16 protein-coding genes and 1 tRNA gene are annotated in these 19,088 nt (G+C 57.8%); 9 read left to right on the forward strand and 8 right to left on the reverse strand.

The window, feature by feature from the left end:
* Nucleotides 1-231: 231 nt before the first annotated feature.
* Nucleotides 232-3,096 (forward strand): DNA translocase FtsK, encoded by a 2,865-nt coding sequence (locus GOB85_RS01930; protein WP_173575890.1) that lies wholly within the window; start codon nucleotides 232-234, stop codon nucleotides 3,094-3,096.
* Nucleotides 3,089-3,850 (forward strand): RluA family pseudouridine synthase, encoded by a 762-nt coding sequence (locus GOB85_RS01935; RefSeq protein ID WP_173575891.1) that lies wholly within the window; start codon nucleotides 3,089-3,091, stop codon nucleotides 3,848-3,850. The genes GOB85_RS01930 and GOB85_RS01935 overlap by 8 nt, the downstream gene beginning before the upstream one ends.
* A 279-nt stretch (nucleotides 3,851-4,129) precedes the next feature.
* Here GOB85_RS01935 and GOB85_RS01940 read toward each other — a convergent pair whose 3' ends face one another.
* A complete protein-coding gene (locus GOB85_RS01940) occupies nucleotides 4,130-5,071 on the reverse strand; it encodes a glycosyltransferase family 32 protein (RefSeq protein WP_338422442.1) in 942 nt (313 codons plus the stop codon).
* A 670-nt stretch (nucleotides 5,072-5,741) separates the two neighbouring features.
* Here GOB85_RS01940 and thiO point away from each other — a divergent pair.
* The 5 genes from thiO to GOB85_RS01965 all read left to right on the forward strand — a co-directional run bounded on the left by thiO (nucleotide 5,742) and on the right by GOB85_RS01965 (nucleotide 9,052).
* The gene (gene thiO, locus GOB85_RS01945; RefSeq protein ID WP_173575893.1) at nucleotides 5,742-6,707 is read left to right on the forward strand and encodes a glycine oxidase ThiO; all 966 of its coding nucleotides are present in this window, start codon (nucleotides 5,742-5,744) and stop codon (nucleotides 6,705-6,707) included.
* Nucleotides 6,708-6,814: 107 nt separating this feature from the next.
* Nucleotides 6,815-7,012, forward strand: coding sequence for a sulfur carrier protein ThiS (gene thiS / locus GOB85_RS01950; protein WP_173575894.1), 198 nt, complete (start codon nucleotides 6,815-6,817; stop codon nucleotides 7,010-7,012).
* A 4-nt stretch (nucleotides 7,013-7,016) separates the two neighbouring features.
* Complete coding sequence (locus tag GOB85_RS01955; RefSeq protein ID WP_173575895.1) at nucleotides 7,017-7,787, forward strand: thiazole synthase; 771 nt, start codon at nucleotides 7,017-7,019, stop codon at nucleotides 7,785-7,787.
* Complete coding sequence (locus GOB85_RS01960; RefSeq protein WP_173575896.1) at nucleotides 7,784-8,422, forward strand: thiamine phosphate synthase; 639 nt, start codon at nucleotides 7,784-7,786, stop codon at nucleotides 8,420-8,422. Before GOB85_RS01955 ends, GOB85_RS01960 begins: the two co-directional genes overlap by 4 nt.
* 120 nt (nucleotides 8,423-8,542) lie before the next feature.
* Nucleotides 8,543-9,052, forward strand: coding sequence for a hypothetical protein (locus GOB85_RS01965; protein ID WP_173575897.1), 510 nt, complete (start codon nucleotides 8,543-8,545; stop codon nucleotides 9,050-9,052).
* A 20-nt stretch (nucleotides 9,053-9,072) separates the two neighbouring features.
* Here GOB85_RS01965 and GOB85_RS01970 read toward each other — a convergent pair whose 3' ends face one another.
* Nucleotides 9,073-10,032: an N-formylglutamate amidohydrolase gene (locus GOB85_RS01970; protein ID WP_173575898.1), complete on the reverse strand. Its 960-nt coding sequence runs from the start codon at nucleotides 10,030-10,032 to the stop codon at nucleotides 9,073-9,075.
* 111 nt (nucleotides 10,033-10,143) lie between these two features.
* Here GOB85_RS01970 and GOB85_RS01975 point away from each other — a divergent pair.
* Nucleotides 10,144-10,218 (forward strand) — tRNA-Val (locus GOB85_RS01975).
* A 275-nt stretch (nucleotides 10,219-10,493) separates the two neighbouring features.
* Here GOB85_RS01975 and GOB85_RS01980 read toward each other — a convergent pair.
* From GOB85_RS01980 to GOB85_RS02005, 6 genes are all read right to left on the reverse strand, one after another.
* Complete coding sequence (locus GOB85_RS01980) at nucleotides 10,494-11,126, reverse strand: LolA family protein (RefSeq protein ID WP_173575899.1); 633 nt, start codon at nucleotides 11,124-11,126, stop codon at nucleotides 10,494-10,496.
* Between the two features lie 185 nt (nucleotides 11,127-11,311).
* Nucleotides 11,312-12,730 carry an NAD(P)H-dependent flavin oxidoreductase gene (locus GOB85_RS01985; RefSeq protein WP_173575900.1) on the reverse strand — a complete coding sequence of 473 codons (1,419 nt, stop codon included), beginning with the start codon at nucleotides 12,728-12,730 and terminating at the stop codon, nucleotides 11,312-11,314.
* Nucleotides 12,731-12,865: 135 nt separating this feature from the next.
* The gene (gene pnp / locus GOB85_RS01990; protein ID WP_173575901.1) at nucleotides 12,866-15,013 is read right to left on the reverse strand and encodes a polyribonucleotide nucleotidyltransferase; all 2,148 of its coding nucleotides are present in this window, start codon (nucleotides 15,011-15,013) and stop codon (nucleotides 12,866-12,868) included.
* A 352-nt stretch (nucleotides 15,014-15,365) separates the two neighbouring features.
* Nucleotides 15,366-15,635 carry a 30S ribosomal protein S15 gene (gene rpsO, locus GOB85_RS01995; RefSeq protein WP_173575902.1) on the reverse strand — a complete coding sequence of 90 codons (270 nt, stop codon included), beginning with the start codon at nucleotides 15,633-15,635 and terminating at the stop codon, nucleotides 15,366-15,368.
* A gap of 22 nt (nucleotides 15,636-15,657) precedes the next feature.
* The gene (gene truB, locus GOB85_RS02000; protein WP_173575903.1) at nucleotides 15,658-16,581 is read right to left on the reverse strand and encodes a tRNA pseudouridine(55) synthase TruB; all 924 of its coding nucleotides are present in this window, start codon (nucleotides 16,579-16,581) and stop codon (nucleotides 15,658-15,660) included.
* Nucleotides 16,582-16,693: 112 nt separating this feature from the next.
* A complete protein-coding gene (locus tag GOB85_RS02005) occupies nucleotides 16,694-17,857 on the reverse strand; it encodes a transglycosylase SLT domain-containing protein (RefSeq protein ID WP_173575904.1) in 1,164 nt (387 codons plus the stop codon).
* Between the two features lie 247 nt (nucleotides 17,858-18,104).
* On the opposite strand from GOB85_RS02005, the gene GOB85_RS02010 reads away from it, so the two are divergent.
* A complete protein-coding gene (locus GOB85_RS02010; RefSeq protein ID WP_173575974.1) occupies nucleotides 18,105-18,437 on the forward strand; it encodes a TIGR02300 family protein in 333 nt (110 codons plus the stop codon).
* The last annotated feature ends 651 nt before the right edge of the window (nucleotides 18,438-19,088 follow it).

The following is a 19,088-nucleotide window of genomic DNA, read 5'->3' on the forward strand; positions in this document are numbered from 1 at the left end:
GCCTTCTCCCCGAATGTGTCGCCGCAATCCGACAGGGCATGTTCGGGGACTGATCGTGAAGGGCAGGATAAAATGCCTCACGATGTTCAAAATTTTTTCGCATTTCCACAATACTCCTTGCGGAACCAGCATCTCGTCTTTCTGAACGCGCAGGGAACGGGGTATGGTCCCGGCGGCGTGCGACGATCGTGCGCGGCATCAGAATGTCACTTGCAAGTCAGGACCGGTTACTTGGCGCGTCTCAGCCGTCTCACCACGCCCGATCTTTCGTCCCCCGCACTGAAGACGTCTCTCCGGCGACGCGGAGATGAGGTGGGGGGTATCGTGCTCTGGGTTCTGGCGCTGGCGCTGGCGGCGACCTTCTGGAGCTATGATCCGCTCGACCCGTCATCCAATGTCGCAACATCGCGCCTGGCGACCAATCTTCTCGGCTGGCCAGGAGCCTGGGTTGCCGACATGCTGATCCAGGGCTTCGGTCTTGCCACCGCGATTCCTGTGATCGCCCTTGCTGCCTGGGGCTGGCGTATTTTCCGTCATCGCGGTCTGAGTGTTTTTATTCTGCGCGCGATTGCTCTCGGCTGCCTGTTACCGGTTTGCAGCGCGCTGTTTGCGAGTATTCCGCTTCTTATAACGGCCATCCACGCTCCTGCCTGGCCGGCTGATTCCGGCATTGGTGGCGGGATCGGCTCGACGACCGCCCGTGCCGCGCTGGCTGCCGGCACATCGGCGATCGGGCCTGCGGGCGAGGTCATCATCTGGCTTCTTGGTCTGGTGCTTGCTTTCCTGCTTGGCGTGCTCGCGTTCGGGCTGGACCGGCGCGAGTGGCACGCCATCGGCAAGACTGCCGCGGCGGGCGGCCTCTTTCTCGGACGGCAACCTGGCAGGCTGGCTCGTTCCATCATTGCGCGGCAGCGGCGGGACGCTGGCGGAGGCGTCACGACTATGGGCGCTTACGAGAATGCCCGCGTTCATAATGGCGCGGAGAGTGAAGACACATCTTACGGGCGACAATCCTGGACGCCACGCAGGAGCGACTCTGCTTCGGATGCTGCTGTGACATCCGTATCCCGCCGTGGTATGGTTGCGCGTGGCAACGATAGTCAGCGTCGTGAAAACCCATCACCTGCGCCGGCTGTCAGTCGGTATTCGTCGGATGCGGCCAATGCTGAAACCGGCAACGCTCTCGCGCTGATCGCGCCGCCGGCGGAATCCCTGCCGGCCAACCGCCCCAGAGGGCGGATGGCGGTTTCCGTTCCATCGGAAGCGGAAGAGGATGCTCCGGTGATTTCGTTGCCGGGACCTGCCGCAGAAAGGCAGCAGGAGCATGCGGATGCTCCGGTAGCCCGAAAGCCTGAAACACCTGCGGTGACGGCTCCGGAAACGACCATGCGTCCTCCGGAGCCCGGGCAGCGCCCGGTCGTCCCAGCGCAGGCTGAGGCATCGGGCGACATCAGGACTGATGATGGCAGTAAAAAATCTCTTTTGTCCCGCCTGTTTGGCGGACGCGGTGAGGCGGAGACAGAAGGCGCCTCAGCGTCGCCCTCGAAGCGGGCCGGACGGGGAGCGCCTCCTGCGGGTGGCACCGGCTGGGTTCTGCCGCCGGTTTCTTTGCTGCGCACGGTGCCGGAATCACGTGCTGAAGCCGGGCCGAGCCGTGAGATGCTTGAGGCCAATGCCCGCCTGCTGGAGACGGTTCTGGCGGATTTCGGTGTGCAGGGAACAATTGTCGATCTGCATCCGGGTCCCGTGGTCACGCTTTATGAACTGGAGCCTGCGCCAGGGATCCGGTCTGCCCGTGTGATTGGTCTGGCTGATGACGTTGCGCGCTCGCTGTCAGTGCTCAGCGTGCGTATCGCGACTGTTCCCGGTCGCAATGTGATTGGCATCGAAGTTCCGAACGCCGTGCGCGAGACGGTCTATCTGTCCGAACTGTTTAACCGGCCGGAATGGACCGGCTCTTCCGGTCGCCTTGAACTGGCGCTTGGCAAGGACATTGCCGGCGAATCTGTCTTCAGTGACCTCGCCAAGATGCCGCATCTGCTGGTCGCGGGTACGACCGGTTCGGGTAAATCCGTCGGGATCAACTCCATGATCCTGTCGCTGCTGTTCCGTCATTCTCCTGATGAATGCCGGCTTATCATGATTGATCCGAAGGTTCTGGAACTCTCGATTTATGACGGGATACCGCATCTTCTGACGCCTGTCGTGACGGAACCGCCCAAGGCGGTCGCGGCACTCAAGTGGGTCGTACGCGAGATGGACCGGCGTTATCGCTCGATGTCTCATCTCCAGGTTCGTAATATTGCCGGGTATAACGAGCGTGCGGCACAGGTGCGTGACCGGGGTGAAGAAGTGACGCGCCGGGTCCAGACGGGATATGACCCCGAGACCGGGAATCCGATCTTCGAAGAGCAGTCTCTCACGCTTGAGCCCCTGCCCTTCATTGTGGTCGTCATCGACGAAATGGCTGATCTGATGATGACTGCTGGCAAAGAAATCGACGCAGCGGTGCAGCGACTGGCGCAGAAGGCTCGCGCGGCTGGCATTCACGTCATCATGGCAACGCAGCGTCCGTCTGTGGATGTGATCACCGGCACTATTAAGGCGAACTTTCCGACGCGTATTTCCTTTCAGGTGATCAGCAAATTCGACAGCCGGACCATTCTTGGCGAACAGGGAGCGGAACAGCTTCTCGGGCAGGGTGACATGCTGTTCATGCAGGGTGGCGGTCGCGTGACCCGTGTTCATGGTCCGTTTGTTGCGGACAGCGAAGTGGAAGCGGTCGTCGCGTTCCTGCAGGAGCAGGGCGAGCCGATTTATGATGAAGACGTGATTTCCGAGCGCGAGGATGAGGCGGCGAGTGGTCCGTTTGACGCGGGCACTGGTTCTGACGGAGATTCCAGTCTTTATGACAAGGCGGTGGCCATTGTTATCCGTGAAGGCAAGGCATCGACATCGTTTGTGCAGCGGCATCTGTCGATCGGTTACAACCGCGCAGCCAAACTGATTGAACAGATGGAGAAAAATGGCATCGTGAGTGGAGCAGATCATGTCGGACGACGCAAAGTGCTGATTGGCCGGGGTGCCGATGATTAAACCCGGTATACGCAGAAAACGCAGCGCAGCGCCTCTTCATCCGAAAAAAGGGGCGCCGGCTGATGTTCCGGTTGCTGTCCCGGTCGGCCCCCTGCCCTTCGATATTCTGTTTCAGAACAATCAGGTGGTTGTCATTAACAAGCCTGCGGGCCTTGCTGTGCATCCCGGGCCGCGTGGCGGGCCGAATGTGGAGGAGTGGTTTCCGCTTCTCAGCCGGCGGAAAGATGGTCCCTGGCTTGCTCACCGGCTGGATGCGGACACAGCCGGCTGCCTTGCCATCGCGCTGCGCAAACAGGCGCTGATTGCGATGCAGGCCTGTTTTGCATCCGGGACTGTGAGGAAAATCTACTGGGCGATCGTGCATGGAGTGGCGCCGGAGCACGGCATCATGGAACAAGCCATCGCCCGGGTTTCCGGACCGGCTGGCTGGAAGATGGTTGTCACGCCTGATGGACAACCTGCAAAGACGACGTGGCGGCGTCTGGGCACTGACGGAAGCGTGTCATGGCTTGAACTGACGCTGCATACCGGTCGAACGCATCAGGCAAGAGTTCACTGCGCGGAAATGGGGATGCCGGTCGTCGGAGATCCGGTTTACGGGATAGAAAAGAAAGCGAACCGCCTGCAGCTTCTGAGTCGTGAACTGGATATCCCGCTGGCGGTTCCTGTCTCCGCTATCGCACCACCTCCCGAGCATATGTGGAAGACACTTACACGCTGCGGCTGGTCGTCACTGCCGGACATATCGTCCTGATCGGTTACCGGGCCGACTGGTATGTTCAAAAGCGGGCCCCCGGAGGGGCACGACGGGCGTGTATTTTTGAGCCCCGAAGCTGGAGCGGCCGTAAGCATCCGGGTCCGTAAAATCTGCTTCGAAACGCCGGCAGAGGGGCCAAGGCTGGCGGCCTCTGCCCCGAGCCTGTCAAAGGTTCGGTTTTCGTTACGTGTTGAAGCCTGAATTTTCAAAGAGCTGGCGGAAATCCGGGCTAGCCCGAATGCCTCATCCACAGCTCAATCTTCATAGCATCCGGTATTATTCCTGCGCGGAAAGGGGCACGATAACGTCGCTGAACACGGCGTTGTCGTAAATGATCATGGAAGGAAGCGGCCGGAGACGCTCCAGGTCGGCATGGAAAGTTCTGTTCAGAGCACGCTCGAATACACCCGAACCTGTTTTGGCGGGGATGGAAAGGCCGGGATGCTGATAGCAGTTACGATAAAGCGAAAGCAGCGCATCGCCCAGGATCGGACTGTTGGGTAATGTTCCGAAGAAACCGTTGTGAACCACGTTTTCATGACCCAGCAGAAAAACGTGCGAATGGCGCTGTGACACTCTGCTGAAAAACACATCTTCCGAGCGGATGCGATTTCCTGCGTCCAGCCACCAGCCCCCCAGTTGCTGCATGACATGCATACGGAAAAAATCGGATGCTTCAGAGACATTCTGAGCGGAAAGGAAAAGTGTCCGGGCATCGACACCATAGGCCGTATAAAGCCAGTTTGCGGCCTCTTCCTTGTTGAATGACCTGAATTCGAGTCCCGTGAAATCGCTATGCCAGGCGAAATCGTGTTCTGCCCCATCCGGTGCATCCACATCCCGGTACGTATAGAGTTTACGCGGGATCAGTGAGTTAGGTGCCCGGATATCCGCGATACCGCCCTGCATCTGCTCATGATAAATCCGGTTCACGATCTCCAGATAAAGCCGGTCACACTCTGCTCCGGTATGGAATTCTTCGTAGCAGTTGCCCATGATCCGGGCAGCCTTCACGAAATCGCCCTGCGTCCAGGCCGTCTGAATCCCGACGATATAATTATAGAACGGGAGAGAGAGAGAACGCAGGGTTTCCATCTCCTCCGGGGCTGGTGTCTGACCGGCTTTCAGGCCACACAGGAGGCTGAGTTCCAGCAGCACATGAGCCCCTGGCGTCTGGCCTGGCTGACTGGAATGAAGATCGTATGCGATTCTGTACACACGGGACGCTTCTGCGACACACCTGTCTTCATTAAGAATATTAGCCAGAGCGAATCCCGTTTCCACAGTATCGCAGCCGTGGTCATGATAATATGCGATTGCTCTTTGATTGTTCGCGAGATCAGAAGACGTTAATTTCGGTTCAGTTACCGTATCCTGCATAATTTTGTCTCCGACCTCATCCAATGCAGTTCATTTTTATACGTATCGGGAATTGACGACAACAGGACCTGCCTGCTCCGGCTTTACAGATCGACACTCCTCGATTTCCGGCGCCCCGCATCATGCGGCGCGGCAGCATATCTGTCCATTTTCCAGCACTGGTTCTGCAGCAGACTCTTGTTTCATACCAGCAGACCCACGTCAGTCAGGATGATGCCGGCATACACGGCAGATGTTCTCTGAGAGGTTGTTTGAAGTCTCACTGCTGAGCGGGACGCGAACAGTGTGTGTTTTTGCAGCGAAGCGGGATGAAGGGATCTGCGATTCCCTCCGGGTTCGCGGGCGGAGCCCGGATTGCCGCCAATACTTTGAAAAATCACAGATAACATGTATCGCGAACAGAGCTTTTTGAAACAGTCTCTTAACAAATCGAAGCAAAGTCGCCATCGTGCCGCCGTTTCCGAAGGCCCTCAGGTCTTCAGTCCAGGGTGAACAGGAGGAATGTGTCATGACAGCCGGACCGACCATTCTGGTACGTGGAGCCGGTGTCGCCGGGCTTGTGACAGCCGTTACGCTCGCGGAGCGTGGAGCGCGGGTGACGCTGACAGAGTCAGGCTCACGTGTCGGATCGGGCGCGTCATGGATGGCGGGCGGAATGCTTGCCCCATGGTGCGAGGCTGAAGATGCGCCGCCGGAAGTTACGGAGCATTCACTCGCCTCGCTTTCATGGTGGCGCGCTCATGTCCCTGGCGTCGAATCGAACGGTAGTCTGGTTCTGGCGCCGGCTCGCGACACGGCTGAAATTACCCGGTTCGCACGTCGGACGAGTCATTTTCAGGAGATCGGCGGTGAGGAAATAATGAGGCTGGAACCCGACCTGGGCAGCCGCTTCTCACGCGCGCTGTTTTTCCCCGGGGAAGGGCATCTCGATCCCAGAAAGGCACTGCCGGCTCTGGCAGAACGTCTCATCAGTCTCGGTGGCCGTCTCCTGACGGATGAAGCCGACGCACCAGCAGGCGTCAGTTTTGACCGGACTGTCGACTGCACCGGGTTACGCGCCCGTGAAACACTGAAGACGTTACGTGGCGTGAGAGGCGAAATGATCCTTTTACGCTGCCAGGACGTCACGCTTCATCGGCCTGTGCGGATGCTGCATCCCCGTATTCCGATCTATATCGTGCCCCGGGCCGACCATCTTTTCATGGTTGGCGCCACAATGGTGGAAAGCGAAAATGCCGGTCCCATGACATTGAGGTCCATGAGCGAGCTTCTGAGTGCTGCATGGGTTCTTCACCCCGGATTTGCCGAAGCGGACATTGTGGAGATGGGAACAGGGCTCCGGCCATCTTACCCGGATAATGTGCCGCTCGTGACGCAGGAGAAACAGACTGTCTATGTGAACGGCATGTACCGGCATGGTTATCTTCTCTCGCCCTGGCTCGCAGCACAGGCCGCCGATATGATTTTCGGCTGAACCGTTCGTGAGGGCACGTCTCCGCTTCCGGTAGGCGCTTGCATGAACGGGACGGAAGAACCAGATCTGACAGATTATGATCATCACCTGGCGGCAAGGAGAGCGGCATGAATATTCTGGTCAATGACGAGACGCATGTGGTGACAGCAGGAACGCTTGCCAGTCTTGTCGCCGAACTCGGGTTTTCAGAGGCCCGCATAGCCACTGCGATCGACGGCGAATTTGTTCCGAAAGCAACACGTGGGCAACATGCACTTGCGGAAGGCATGCGCGTGGAAATCGTCGCTCCCATGCAGGGTGGATAATCTGATGCTTTTCTATGGTACGCGCCTTTCTTCACCGCTGATGCTGGGGACAGCGCAATACCCCTCTCCTGCGATTCTCTCATCGGCTGTTCGGGAAGCAGACGCCGGGGTGATTACTGTATCATTGCGACGTGAGGCGGCCGGGCAGCGTGCCGGACAGGCTTTCTGGTCCCTGATCCGCGATCTTGGTGTTCCCGTTCTTCCAAACACAGCCGGTTGTCATACGGTGAAGGAAGCTGTCACGACCGCGCATATGGCGCGGGAAGTGTTTGAGACAGACTGGGTCAAGCTTGAAGTCATCGGAGAGTCAGATACGCTGCAGCCGGATGTTTTCGGCCTTGTCGAAGCGGCCCGCATTCTCTGCTCGGAAGGATTCCGGGTCTTTCCATATACGACTGAGGATCTGGTCGTTGCGGAACGCCTGCTTGCGGCGGGATGTGAAGTTCTGATGCCATGGGGTGCACCGATTGGTTCAGGGAAAGGGTTGAATAACGTGTTCGGTCTCCGGGCACTGCGGGCGCATTTTCCTGACGTTCCGCTGGTGGTCGATGCCGGAATTGGATTACCTTCCCACGCTGCCCAGGCGCTGGAGCTTGGCTATGATGCGGTGCTGATCAATACGGCTGTCGCAAAAGCCGGCGATCCTGTCGCGATGGCCCGTGCTTTCCGTCTTGCCGTTGAAGCCGGACGTCTTGCTTACGGTGCGGACCCGATGGAAGCACGGGATATGGCTTCACCCTCCACCCCTCTCCCTGGAAGACCGATGCTCGGATGACCCGTACACCTCTCCCTCAGCGTATTTATCCGATTGTTGATCGTGCTGGCTGGGTTTCGCGTCTTGGCAAGGCCGGGGCACGGTTCATTCAGTTGCGCATCAAGGATCTGTCCGATGACGCTCTGAAAAATGAAATGCGCGAGGCTCTCGCTGCGGCTTCTGATACCGGCGTGACGCTCGTCATTAACGATTTCTGGGAGATGGCGATCGATCTGGGTGCGACATATGTCCATCTGGGCCAGGAAGACCTCGATACTGCCGATCTGGAAAAACTTCGCGCGGCCGGAGTCAGAATAGGGATCAGCACACATAGCTTACCTGAACTCGGCCGGGCTCTGGAGCTTGCTCCGGATTATGTCGCATTAGGACCGATCTGGCCCACGCGCCTGAAAAAGATGGCGTTTGGCCCGCAGGGCACGGAGAGGCTTACGGAGTGGCGGGAGCGGATCGGGGATATGTCTCTCGTTGCAATCGGCGGGATCACTCTGGCGCGCGCACCGGAATGCATTCTGGCAGGAGCAGACTGTGTGGCCGCGGTGTCAGACTTCATTTTTTCCGCAGATCCGGAGGGACAAATATCCTCCTGGATCAAGGCTGTAACAGTTGCAGCCGAGGCATCGGACCGACAGGATTGACGATATTTTGTCGGAACTTAAGTCTTCCTCAATAGCCGCAGGCAATGATGTGCTCATGTGACTGGGCTTGAGAGTGTGCGGCGGCTATTCCGGTTTTTTAACAATATGAGAAGATGCCTGATGATGGGTTGTGTCGGCTGTGCATTATGCGCTGCCGCACCCGATGCAGGTTCGTCTTCATTTAACACCAAGGATATCGCAATTCTTGGGCAGACCCTGCACTTCGTTGATCCGCCTCCGGACAGCATTGTCCGGATTGCTGTTGTCTACAATTCTGCGGTGCCGGGATCGAAAGACGAAGCCACTGGAATCATGAAACAGTTTCCGGAGGATTTGTCTGTTTCAGGATTCTCTCTGCACCCTTTTATCGTGAATCTTGACCAGATCGGACAGGCTGCTTTTAACGCGGCCATTTCGACGACAGGAGCAGGCACGCCTCAGTTACGGCAAGCTCTGAATGCTCATCACGCCATTTGCATCACAAACCATCTCGATCAGGTATCGGAAGGGTATTGCCAGATTTATATGACGTCTCAGCCCAGCGTCGATATCCGGCTGAATCAGGCCGCCTCGGATGCCGCCGATGTCCACTTTGCAACTGCGTTCAGGATCATGGTGCGCACGCTGTGAATGTTATGCTCTGAGAGCGACTACTGTGCAGCCGCCGGTTGAGCCCGTCTGATCTCCTGCTGTTCCGCCACGCATCGGGCCATATCCGCAATCACACGATTCACTTTGTCCGCAAAACGTGGATTTAGGCCGTACCCGCCACCTGACCGGGGACACATGTACAGAGTCCTGCTCATTTCCAGCTGAATAACACTGACATGCTCAGCCGGGCGACCATAATGACTGGTGATAAACCCGCCTGCGAATGGATGATTGCGTGCGACATGGAAACCGAGGCTCAGCAGAGTTTTACTCAGAGCCTGCACAAAAACAGGTCTGGCTGAAGACCCGAACCGGTCTCCGATGACGACATCAGCCTTCGTTCCGTCAATGCCCGGAGGCATCGAATGCATATCGAGCACAACGCAGAATCCATATTCCGAGCGCATCTCGTCGATGAGTCTTCTGAGTGTCGCGTGATAGGGGTGCCAGAACAGCCGCAATCGTGCTGCTGCCTCTTCCATCGACAGTTTGCTGGCATAAACCTGTCGCCCGCCTGACACGACGGCAGGTACGCTGCCCAGTCCCGCGCGCCCTCGCTCGGTTGGCATCAGCATCACATCGTCGCCATTCTCGACCATACGGGGATCAAGATCGAGCGAAGCCCGATTCACGTCGCACACAACGCGGGGAAAGGTTGCGCAGAGAAGAGTGGCTCCATGCTGAGGCGCGCCGGCGATCAGTGTATCGACATGGAAATCTTCACCACTCCTGAGAATGTCGAGTGGGAGACGCGAGCGGGCCAGAAACTCGGCAGAGTAGTTTCGTCCCGAATGAGGGGAGCACACAATCAGAGGAATCGGGGTGTCCAGAGGTCTGACAACGACCACCGGTGCGGGAGAGGAACCACCGGCACCGGCACTCAGATCTGCCTCTCCGCCTTCAGATTTTCCGGAAGCCTGCACTCTCTGCTCCCTGCTGGCTTCTGGCCGGAAACTCATATGCGTCGGCCCGCTGGAATCGTACATGTCATGCTACCAAAATACACGTTTTGCGTCCGGTGGGGTTGCGTTCATCATTAAGGGGAGGTAGAAGCCGCCTACCGAACGGATGGGCGCATAGCTCAGCGGTAGAGCACTACCTTGACATGGTAGGGGTCACAGGTTCAATCCCTGTTGCGCCCACCATCTGTTCGGTAAAACTCCTGTTTTTTTATGATTTAGCCGATTCTTTGGGTATTTTTGCCCATCGTGCTGCGTCCTGTGCTTTCCGTATTCTGATAAACAGGGCAACAAGTACGCCGTTTATCCCGGTCACAACGACAGCGGTCGCCGCGCAGTAAGCAAGAATAACGGACATCACATCCATTTCTTTGCGGCAGTATTTATTTCAGACACCATAACATCCTCTCAGTTTCCGACTTTAAAGTCGGGAGATGTCATACGTGTCTCACAGGGAGGCTTCAGTTTCCTTCTGGCAAAACGAATAATTTTGCGGGCGCGTCGCCTCCTGCCACCAGATCAGACAAATTGACCTGCGTTTGTTTTCCCTGCGCGTCCACAACGACCCAGCCGCGGAGTGTGAGAAACTTCTCGTCAAATGCCATAACCAGCGTGCCTTCACCTGGCGTGGCTGTTCTGACCGCCGCGATCTGAATAACGCCATTTTCCCGATGAAAATTCGTCACCGTTACATTGCCTGAAAGCGTGATGTGGGCGCCGAGCAGGAGGCCCAATGGCGTGCGTTCAAGCGGAATTTCGGTTGTCTGATCGAGTTGCGCATCGCGAAACACGACCTTGCCATCATTAGCGACGAGGAGAAGCGGGCTGGGCTTATCGTATTGAAAACGCATGCGCCCAGGCCTTGAAAGCCATACGTCGCCTGTTGTCCGCTGTCCGTCTGCCGCAATCTGCTCAAAACGGCCGCGCAAAGTCGTAACGGCATTCATCCTGTCCTGAATGCGTTCGACCCACCCCTGATCGACCGGAGAAAGCTCCGGTGAGGCGGCATGCGCAGGATGAATTCCCTGACCGACGCCAAAGAACAGAAATCCGGTAAGGATCAATGACCCGCAAACGGGAAAACGGAATGGCATCCGGACCTCCTTATCAGACGGAACAACGCAATTGCATCAGATCATGATGTCCGTAGCGCCATATGACAGGTGCGAACAACGTATCAGGATCACAACAGATAATCCGGGGTGATGTTAATGCGCCGAATACGGTTTCAGTGCGGCTACCCGGGAAAAGGACATGAAGCCCCCTTCCCTGAAACCGATCAGCGCCCAGTCATGATCCGATCCACCAGTTCTTTCACAGTGGGAACAAAACCGTTGGAATAGAAAGGATCTTTGGAAAATCTCCAGGCATTTGTCCCGCCGAACATCAGATTATGATCAGCAATCACTTCCTCATCCGGACCATGAGCATGGGCAATCGTCTGAAGCGTCTTCTGAATGCAATAGGACCGAGGATCGGCCTTGTGGCCATTGCTGAATTCGGGAGGCCGCTGACTCCAGTTCGAAAAGCGGCACTCCGAGAGGCATCCCATGCAGGCGACCTGATCGGCCAGAATTTCTCTTGAACGCTCAGGCGTCACAAAAATCAGTGTCGAATCGGGTGTTCGCATAGCTTCTGTAAAGCCGTCTGCCTCCCACGCACGTGCACGAAGCAGATCCGCCCCGGTCACAAACACTTCGCGTTTACGGGCGCCTACGCCATAGGGCGCTGCATGCGCTCCGAGCGGCTCAGAAGAGAACGCGATCTGCCGCTCTGAACGTTCACGAAGCTCTGTCAGAAAGCTGTTATTAACGGCGGATGAATAGAAGCCCGTTGGCGAAAAACGATTGAGAAAAACGTCGCCTTTCTCAAGAGTCTTGAGGCGTTGCTTCCATGCCTCCGGGATCGGGCTTTCTTTTGTCAGCAGCGGCCGGGTCCCAAACTGAAAGACGATCGGCCCGAGTTCGGGGTTGTCGATCCAGTCCTGCCATTCTTCCAGCCACCAGACACCGCCCGCCATGATGATTGGCGTCTCACCGAGACCAAAGCTGTTCATCAGTTTGCGCAGTGCCGCGACACGCGGATACGGATCCTCCGGCTTCAGCGGATTCTCTGTATTGGACAAGCCATTATGCCCGCCCGCGCGCCATGGATCTTCATACACAACCCCTCCGAGCATATCGGCGGTTTTATGAAAAGCACGCTTCCATAAAGCATTGAAGGCTCGTGAAGACGAAATGATCGGGTAATAATGGACACCGAATTTCGCAGCGATATCCGCCAGACGATAGGGCATTCCGGCACCACAGGTCAGCCCGTGGATCAGCCCTTTCGCGCCTTCCAGCACACCGTCGATCACGCGTTCCGCACCACCCATTTCCCACAGAATGTTAGCGTGAATACGTCCTCGCCCTGACGCACTCTCATGGGCGATCCGGGCCTGAGCGATGCCTCCGCGAATGGCGTAATCAATCAGTTCTTCGTGCCGTTCGCGGCGCGTTTTTCCGCGATAGATCTGGGGAACGACATTTCCGTTCTCGTCATAACTGTCAGCGTTGACGATTGAGACCGTCCCGGCTCCGCCCGCTGCGGCCCAGGCGCCGGCGGACTGCCCGGTAGAAACAGCTACGCCCTTCCCGCCTTCAACCAGCGGCAGGACTTCTGCGCCACTCAACCTCACTGCGTTAATCGCCTTCATGCCTGTCCTGTCGTCGTGACTGTTCCTGTGAACTCCGGAGCCTCTTAACGCGGCATCAGAGCTTACGCCATACACAAACGGGCGCTGCGACCCTTTGTCGCAACGCCCGTTCACTGACTGTCTCTCAGTCGATGTTCAGTCTTCGCGGCGCGGTGCGCGGGCGGGGCGTTCACCCACTTCTTCAGTAATGTCGGCACCGGTGGCCTGATCTACAACCCTCATCGAGAGTTTGACCTTGCCGCGGTCATCAAAGCCAATGACCTTTACCTTCACAGCATCACCCTGTTTGACCACATCGGTCGTACGGGCGACCCGTCCCTGAGCGAGCTCGGAGATGTGCACGAGGCCATCTTTGGCACCCAGGAAATTCACGAAGGCACCGAAATCGGCGGTCTTCACAACCTTACCGTCGTAAATACGGCCAATCTCGGGTTCCGCGACTATTCCATTGATACGGTTAATAGCCTTTTGCGCCTGCTCATCGGAAGAAGCCGCGATGGTGATGGTTCCGTCATCACCGATATCGACCTTCGCGCCTGAATACTCGACGATCTCACGGATGACCTTACCACCGGTGCCGATCACGTCACGGATCTTTTCCTTCGGCACGCTCATCGTGGTGATTTTCGGTGCTGTGGATGAGACGTCGGTGCGTCCTTCCGTCAGCGCTTTGGACATCTCACCCAGGATATGCAGACGGCCACCGCGTGCCTGCTCAAGCGCGATTTCCATGATTTCCGGCGTGATGGACGTGATTTTGATGTCCATCTGGAGTGCCGTTACGCCCTTCCCGGTGCCGGCCACCTTGAAGTCCATGTCGCCGAGGTGATCCTCGTCGCCAAGAATATCGGAGAGAACCGCGAAGCCGCGATCTTCCTTGATCAGGCCCATCGCGATACCCGCAACAGGACGTTTTAGCGGCACGCCGGCATCCATGAGTGCCAGCGAGGTTCCGCAAACGGTCGCCATCGAGGAGGAGCCGTTACTCTCGGTAATCTCGGAGACCACGCGCATGGTGTACGGGAATTCAGTCTTCGTTGGCAGCAGCGGACGAAGCGCACGCCATGCCAGCTTGCCATGACCGATCTCACGACGTCCTGGTGACCCGACGCGACCGCACTCACCGACCGAGAACGGAGGGAAGTTGTAATGCAGCATGAAGTTGGTGCGATATTCGCCCTCAAGGGCGTCAATCACCTGCTCATCCTGACCGGTGCCAAGTGTAGCGATGACGAGTGCCTGCGTTTCACCGCGGGTGAACAGGGCTGAGCCGTGTGCACGCGGCAGGATACCGACTTCGGAGACGATCGGGCGGACGGTCACCAGGTCGCGTCCATCGATACGCAGGCCAGTGTCGAGCACGGAGCCACGAACAATACTGGCTTCGAGATCTTTCAGCATCGGTTTCGCGGCCTCAGCATCCAGACCGGCATCCGTGAGCTTCTCCAGGATGACTTTCTTCGCGGCGCCTACTTTTTCGTAACGCGCCTGCTTCGCCTTTTCCTTGTAAGCGGTGGTCAGCGTTTTACGACCGAGCGTGTCGACTTTCTTGCGGAGGGCAATGGCTTCTTTTGAAGGTCCTTCCAGATCCCACGGTGCCTTCGCCGCGTGCTCGGCAAGTGCGATGATGGCTTCGAGCACCGGCTGAAATGCCTTGTGGCCGAACGTCACGGCGCCCAGCATCACGGACTCGGAAAGCTCGCTGGCCTCGGATTCGACCATCAGCACGCCCTCGGATGTGCCGGCGACGGCCAGTTCGAGTTCGCTTTCCTTCGTCTCTTCGAGCGTCGGGTTGAGGATATATTCACCATCGACATAACCGACGCGGCAGGCGCCGACCGGGCCGAAGAACGGAATACCGGAGAGCGTGAGCGCGGCTGAGCAGCCGATCAGCGCCGGAATCGCGGGATCGTTTTCCATGTCGTGGCTGAGGACGGTCGCGATGACCTGGACTTCATTGCGGAACCCTTCCGGGAACAGCGGACGGAGCGGGCGGTCGATGAGGCGGGAGTTGAGAGTCTCAGCTTCGGAAGGACGACCTTCGCGTTTGAAGAAGCCGCCGGGGATCTTACCCGCAGCGTAAGCTTTTTCCTGATAGTTGACGGTCAGCGGGAAGAAATCCTGACCCGGCTTGACGCTCTTCGCGCCGACGGCCGTGCAAAGCACGACGGTATCGCCGTAGGACACCACAACGGCACCATCGGCCTGGCGAGCGATCTTGCCGGTCTCGAGGACCAGTGTACGACCGCCCCACTCAATCTCTTTACGAAAATAATTGAACATTCTGCATCAGACCTTATCGGCCGATACCGTGCCTCGCGTCCCGGAAGCAGGTCACAGATGTGACCGCAATTCCGTCTGACAGGGGCCGGTGCAGACAGCGTCTCGGACGGCATGGTGACTGGCGAAAAACGCCAGGGCGCCATGTGGCCTGAAACGCCGTGGCTGGCCGGAAAGCCCCACGATAAGCCGGTTCGGCTCCAGTTTAGCCCGGTCCATACCGGGCAACAAAAAAACCCGAGACACCCCTTGGACGGGTATCTCGGGGGCATCCCTTACAGGATTACGGACAACGGGGAAACAGCAGAGATACCGCAGATGCGGCAACCTGTTGTTTCCCCGTCATTCCGCGTGATCAGCGACGCAGGCCCAGACGACCGATCAGCGTCTCGTAGCGGGTCTGGCTCTTGCGCTTCAGATAGTCCAGAAGGCTGCGACGGTTGCCAACCATGACCAGCAGACCACGACGTGAATGGAAATCCTTCGCGTGGGTCTTGAGGTGGTCGGTCAGGTTATTGATCCGCTCGGTGAGGATCGCGACCTGGACTTCCGGCGACCCGGTATCGGTCGGGTTCGTGCGGTATTCCTGAATGACTTCTGTACGGCGTTCTGCGGTAATCGACATCGGTGTCTCCCGAAAATAAGGTTTAAAGCAGTCGGACGGGCTGCAGCCACCCATCTTCGAGGCGACACAGACCCAGCACGCGCTCACCGTCCATCGCCCGAACAATACCGTCGGAGCCGGTCTCAGGGATGCGTCCCATGAGATCCAGCAGGCCGAGGGCCTGTCCATGCAGCAGGAGAACCGTTTCGTCCGGGGTCAGGGCCAGCGCCGGGATGTCGGCCAGCGCGGTCGCGACCGGACGCAGCAGTTCCGGTGAAGCAGGCGCTTCTTCGGCGCTGGCGACTATTTTGTCCAGCGAAATCGCGTCTGCTTCGGTGAACGGTCCGACCCGCAGGCGACGCAATGCAGCAATATGACCGACTGTGCCGCACGCGAGCGCAACGTCGCGGGCAAGAGAACGCATATACACCCCCTTGCCGGATTCGACTTCGAAGATGGCGTGATCTGCATCCGGACGGTCGATCAGCTCAAAACGGTCCACGCGGGCGGGACGGGGCGGCAGTTCCGGTGGGCGGCCTTCGCGGGCCATATCGTAGGCCCGTTCACCTGCCACTTTGAGCGCGGAAAAAACCGGAGGCACCTGCATAATATCGCCCGTCAGATCCACTGTAGCGGCACGCAGCTCTTCGTCGGTGGGGCGCACATCGGACGTTGCCGTAACATTGCCGTCGGCATCGTCGCTGTCGCGTGCCTCACCAAGACGGAGCGTGAACTGATACCGCTTTGTGCCATCCATGATATAAGGGACGGTCTTGGTCGCGGCACCCAGAGCGATTGGCAGCAGGCCGGTTGCCAGTGGATCGAGTGTGCCGCCATGCCCCACTTTCTGAGCATCGAACGCACGCTTCACGATACTGACGACTGCGGTTGAGGTGATACCCGACGGCTTGTCGATCACCAGCCAGCCATTCAGGGCGCGTCCTTTACGGATGCGATTGCGTGCCATGTTTCATGTCCCGGCTGTGTGAGGCAGCCTTTCGGCGGACGCCCCGGAAAAACGGGGGTCTAGCCGAGGCTTATCTCGCCGACAATGCCCGTGTCGCGAGATATCTCCGGGATCAGATCGTGACGGGAACGGTGAAACAGGCAATCGAGTGTGTGTGCAGAACGCGGCACGCCGCGGCGGCATCCTGCGCTCCGAATCCGACCAGCCGGGCCCTGAAAAGCGAATGTGCCGAAGGTGACACACGGGTCACAACGGCTCCGAGTCGCCCGGGTGACGTTCCGATAAGGGTCTGAGCCTGCGCAAGTGCGACCCGGGCATCGCTACCGCTGGAAAATGCACCGACCTGCACTGCCCAGGGGCGACCGCCTGCCGCGGAATAGCTGTAACCCGTCGTAGCGACCGCAGGCTGCGCAGCTACACGGTTCGGAACGGAAGCAGGCTCGACGTAACTCGCGAGTTCAACCGGCAGAGGAGGCGGGAGTGCTGACGCCACGGCAAGCGGAGGCGCCACAGGCTGAGGGGCAGCGACCGGATTGGCATGAGGTGTGTCGTGATCCATCAGGCAATTTGAGGAATCATAGGCTGCGTCGGCATCGCGGAGACAGCCGTCCGCGGTGCGTGTCATGCTGCCAACGTCAGATGCCGGCGACAGGACCGGAGCCGCACGCGAGGCCAGGGCCACCTGGACAGGCGCAGACTCCGACGCAATGGCGCCGGCTGCGGGCACGACGTCACCCAGATGGGGCGAAATCGACGCCACATAATTAACGGTTTCATCGGGCAAACTGCCACCGGTCTGGAGATATTGCTCCAGCCGGCCCGGACCGGCGTTATAGGCGGCCAGGAAGCCGGGGGAGCCAAATCTGTCATAAAGCTGGCGAATGTAACCAGTGCCGGCCACGATATTATCGTGAGGCTCATAAGGGTCGCGGCCGAGGCTATATAATCCTGCGAGTTCGCTCCATGTGGATGGCATGAGCTGCATCAGGCCAATGGCGCCTGATCCGGAACGCGTCAGACGTCCGCTCCGGTATTCTTTCCCTCCGGACTCCTGGTTCATGACCGCACGAATCCAGGGTTCCGGGACGGAAAACCGGCCGGCTGCCTCACGGATATAAGGCCCCCAGGGATCGGATGCCGAACCAGGAGCCCTGTAGTCCCCCCTCCCCCATTCGGACGGATCGCCTCCCGGACGGGACGTGCCACTGCATGCTGCCAGAGTGGCGAGCAGTGCCAGCATAAAGGATTGCAACAGGCAGCCGGACGCCCTGCTCATCACATTGTCCTCTGATGAAATGCCGCGTCCGAAATATGACGCATTTTTATGGCATTGGAAAAATAAGGCAGAAATGCGGTCGGGGTGCGCATGGCTGCACACATCCCCTGAAAATGTCGTCTTCTGTTTGACATAGCCCCCACAAGCTGGCATTGGGCCACGCCTCAACTGGATGCGCGTTTCGCACGGTGCTCCGGCTCGCCGGGGAGTTTATCCCCAAACCATGATCACGATCGACAGGTTCACCATGGCCCAGCCTGAACTCGGTTCCAAACGCGTCTGTGTGTCTTGCGGAGCGCGTTTTTACGACCTCAACAAAGAGCCTGCTGTTTGCCCGAAATGCGGAGCCGAGCAGCCAGCTGAAGTGCCGCGCCTTAAAAGGGCTGGAGACAGTGTTCCGGTTGCACCGGTGAAGTCTGTCGCGAAACCGGCTGACGAGAGCGAAGACATCGACATCGATACAGACGATGACGATGAAGACGACGATGTCATGGAAGATACGGCAGATCTTGACGACGATGCCGACGACATTGGCACTGACATTGATGTGAACACCGACAAAGACGAGCACGACTCGTAATATTTCGCGAGTAGTGCAACTGGTCTTCAGGCGTGCTGTTATGGTGCGCCTGAAGGTTGGCACTGTCAGGATGTTCTGAGATCAGCTTTGGAAAACGCTCCAGGAGTGATCGCGGTTCGTGTGCCGCCGGATAACGCTGTTATATCCTAACCATAATTGTGTATTCACGGGTGCAGCGAGTGATTCCGCTTTTATGGCAGAGGGACCTGTATCATAGGACACTCTGAACCAGAGCTGGTTATATTGGGAAAGCGCTGGATTTTACGAACTTCGTAAGAAGACCGTTTACGCTGTTCGCCAGCTAACCAAAGCCCTTCGGTGGCAGGGATTGCAACCGGTCCACACAGGGTATCTTCCCGGTTTTCGGCTTTGTCTGCGTTACACAGAAGCTGCATGTTCTGTCAGATCGGGAAGATCTTCACGACGTCGATTCTGATCTGATAAAATTACCGTCTCAAATTTTATACAAAACACCAATTTTCATATTTATTTCTGATGCGTGATGTATTCTAATATTTGCATCCGGTACCAGGCTGCAATGCGATTGCAGCACTACCCTGAACTCCCTTTTCGTAAGGTTATTGTGTCTCTGCTGTCTATGTTTCGCGGGTGGCCAAAAAGCTCGTTCTCTTCTTCGGTTCCGTCCGATAT

It is taken from the genome of Acetobacter fallax (assembly GCF_011516735.1).
GTDB lineage: Bacteria > Pseudomonadota > Alphaproteobacteria > Acetobacterales > Acetobacteraceae > Acetobacter > Acetobacter fallax.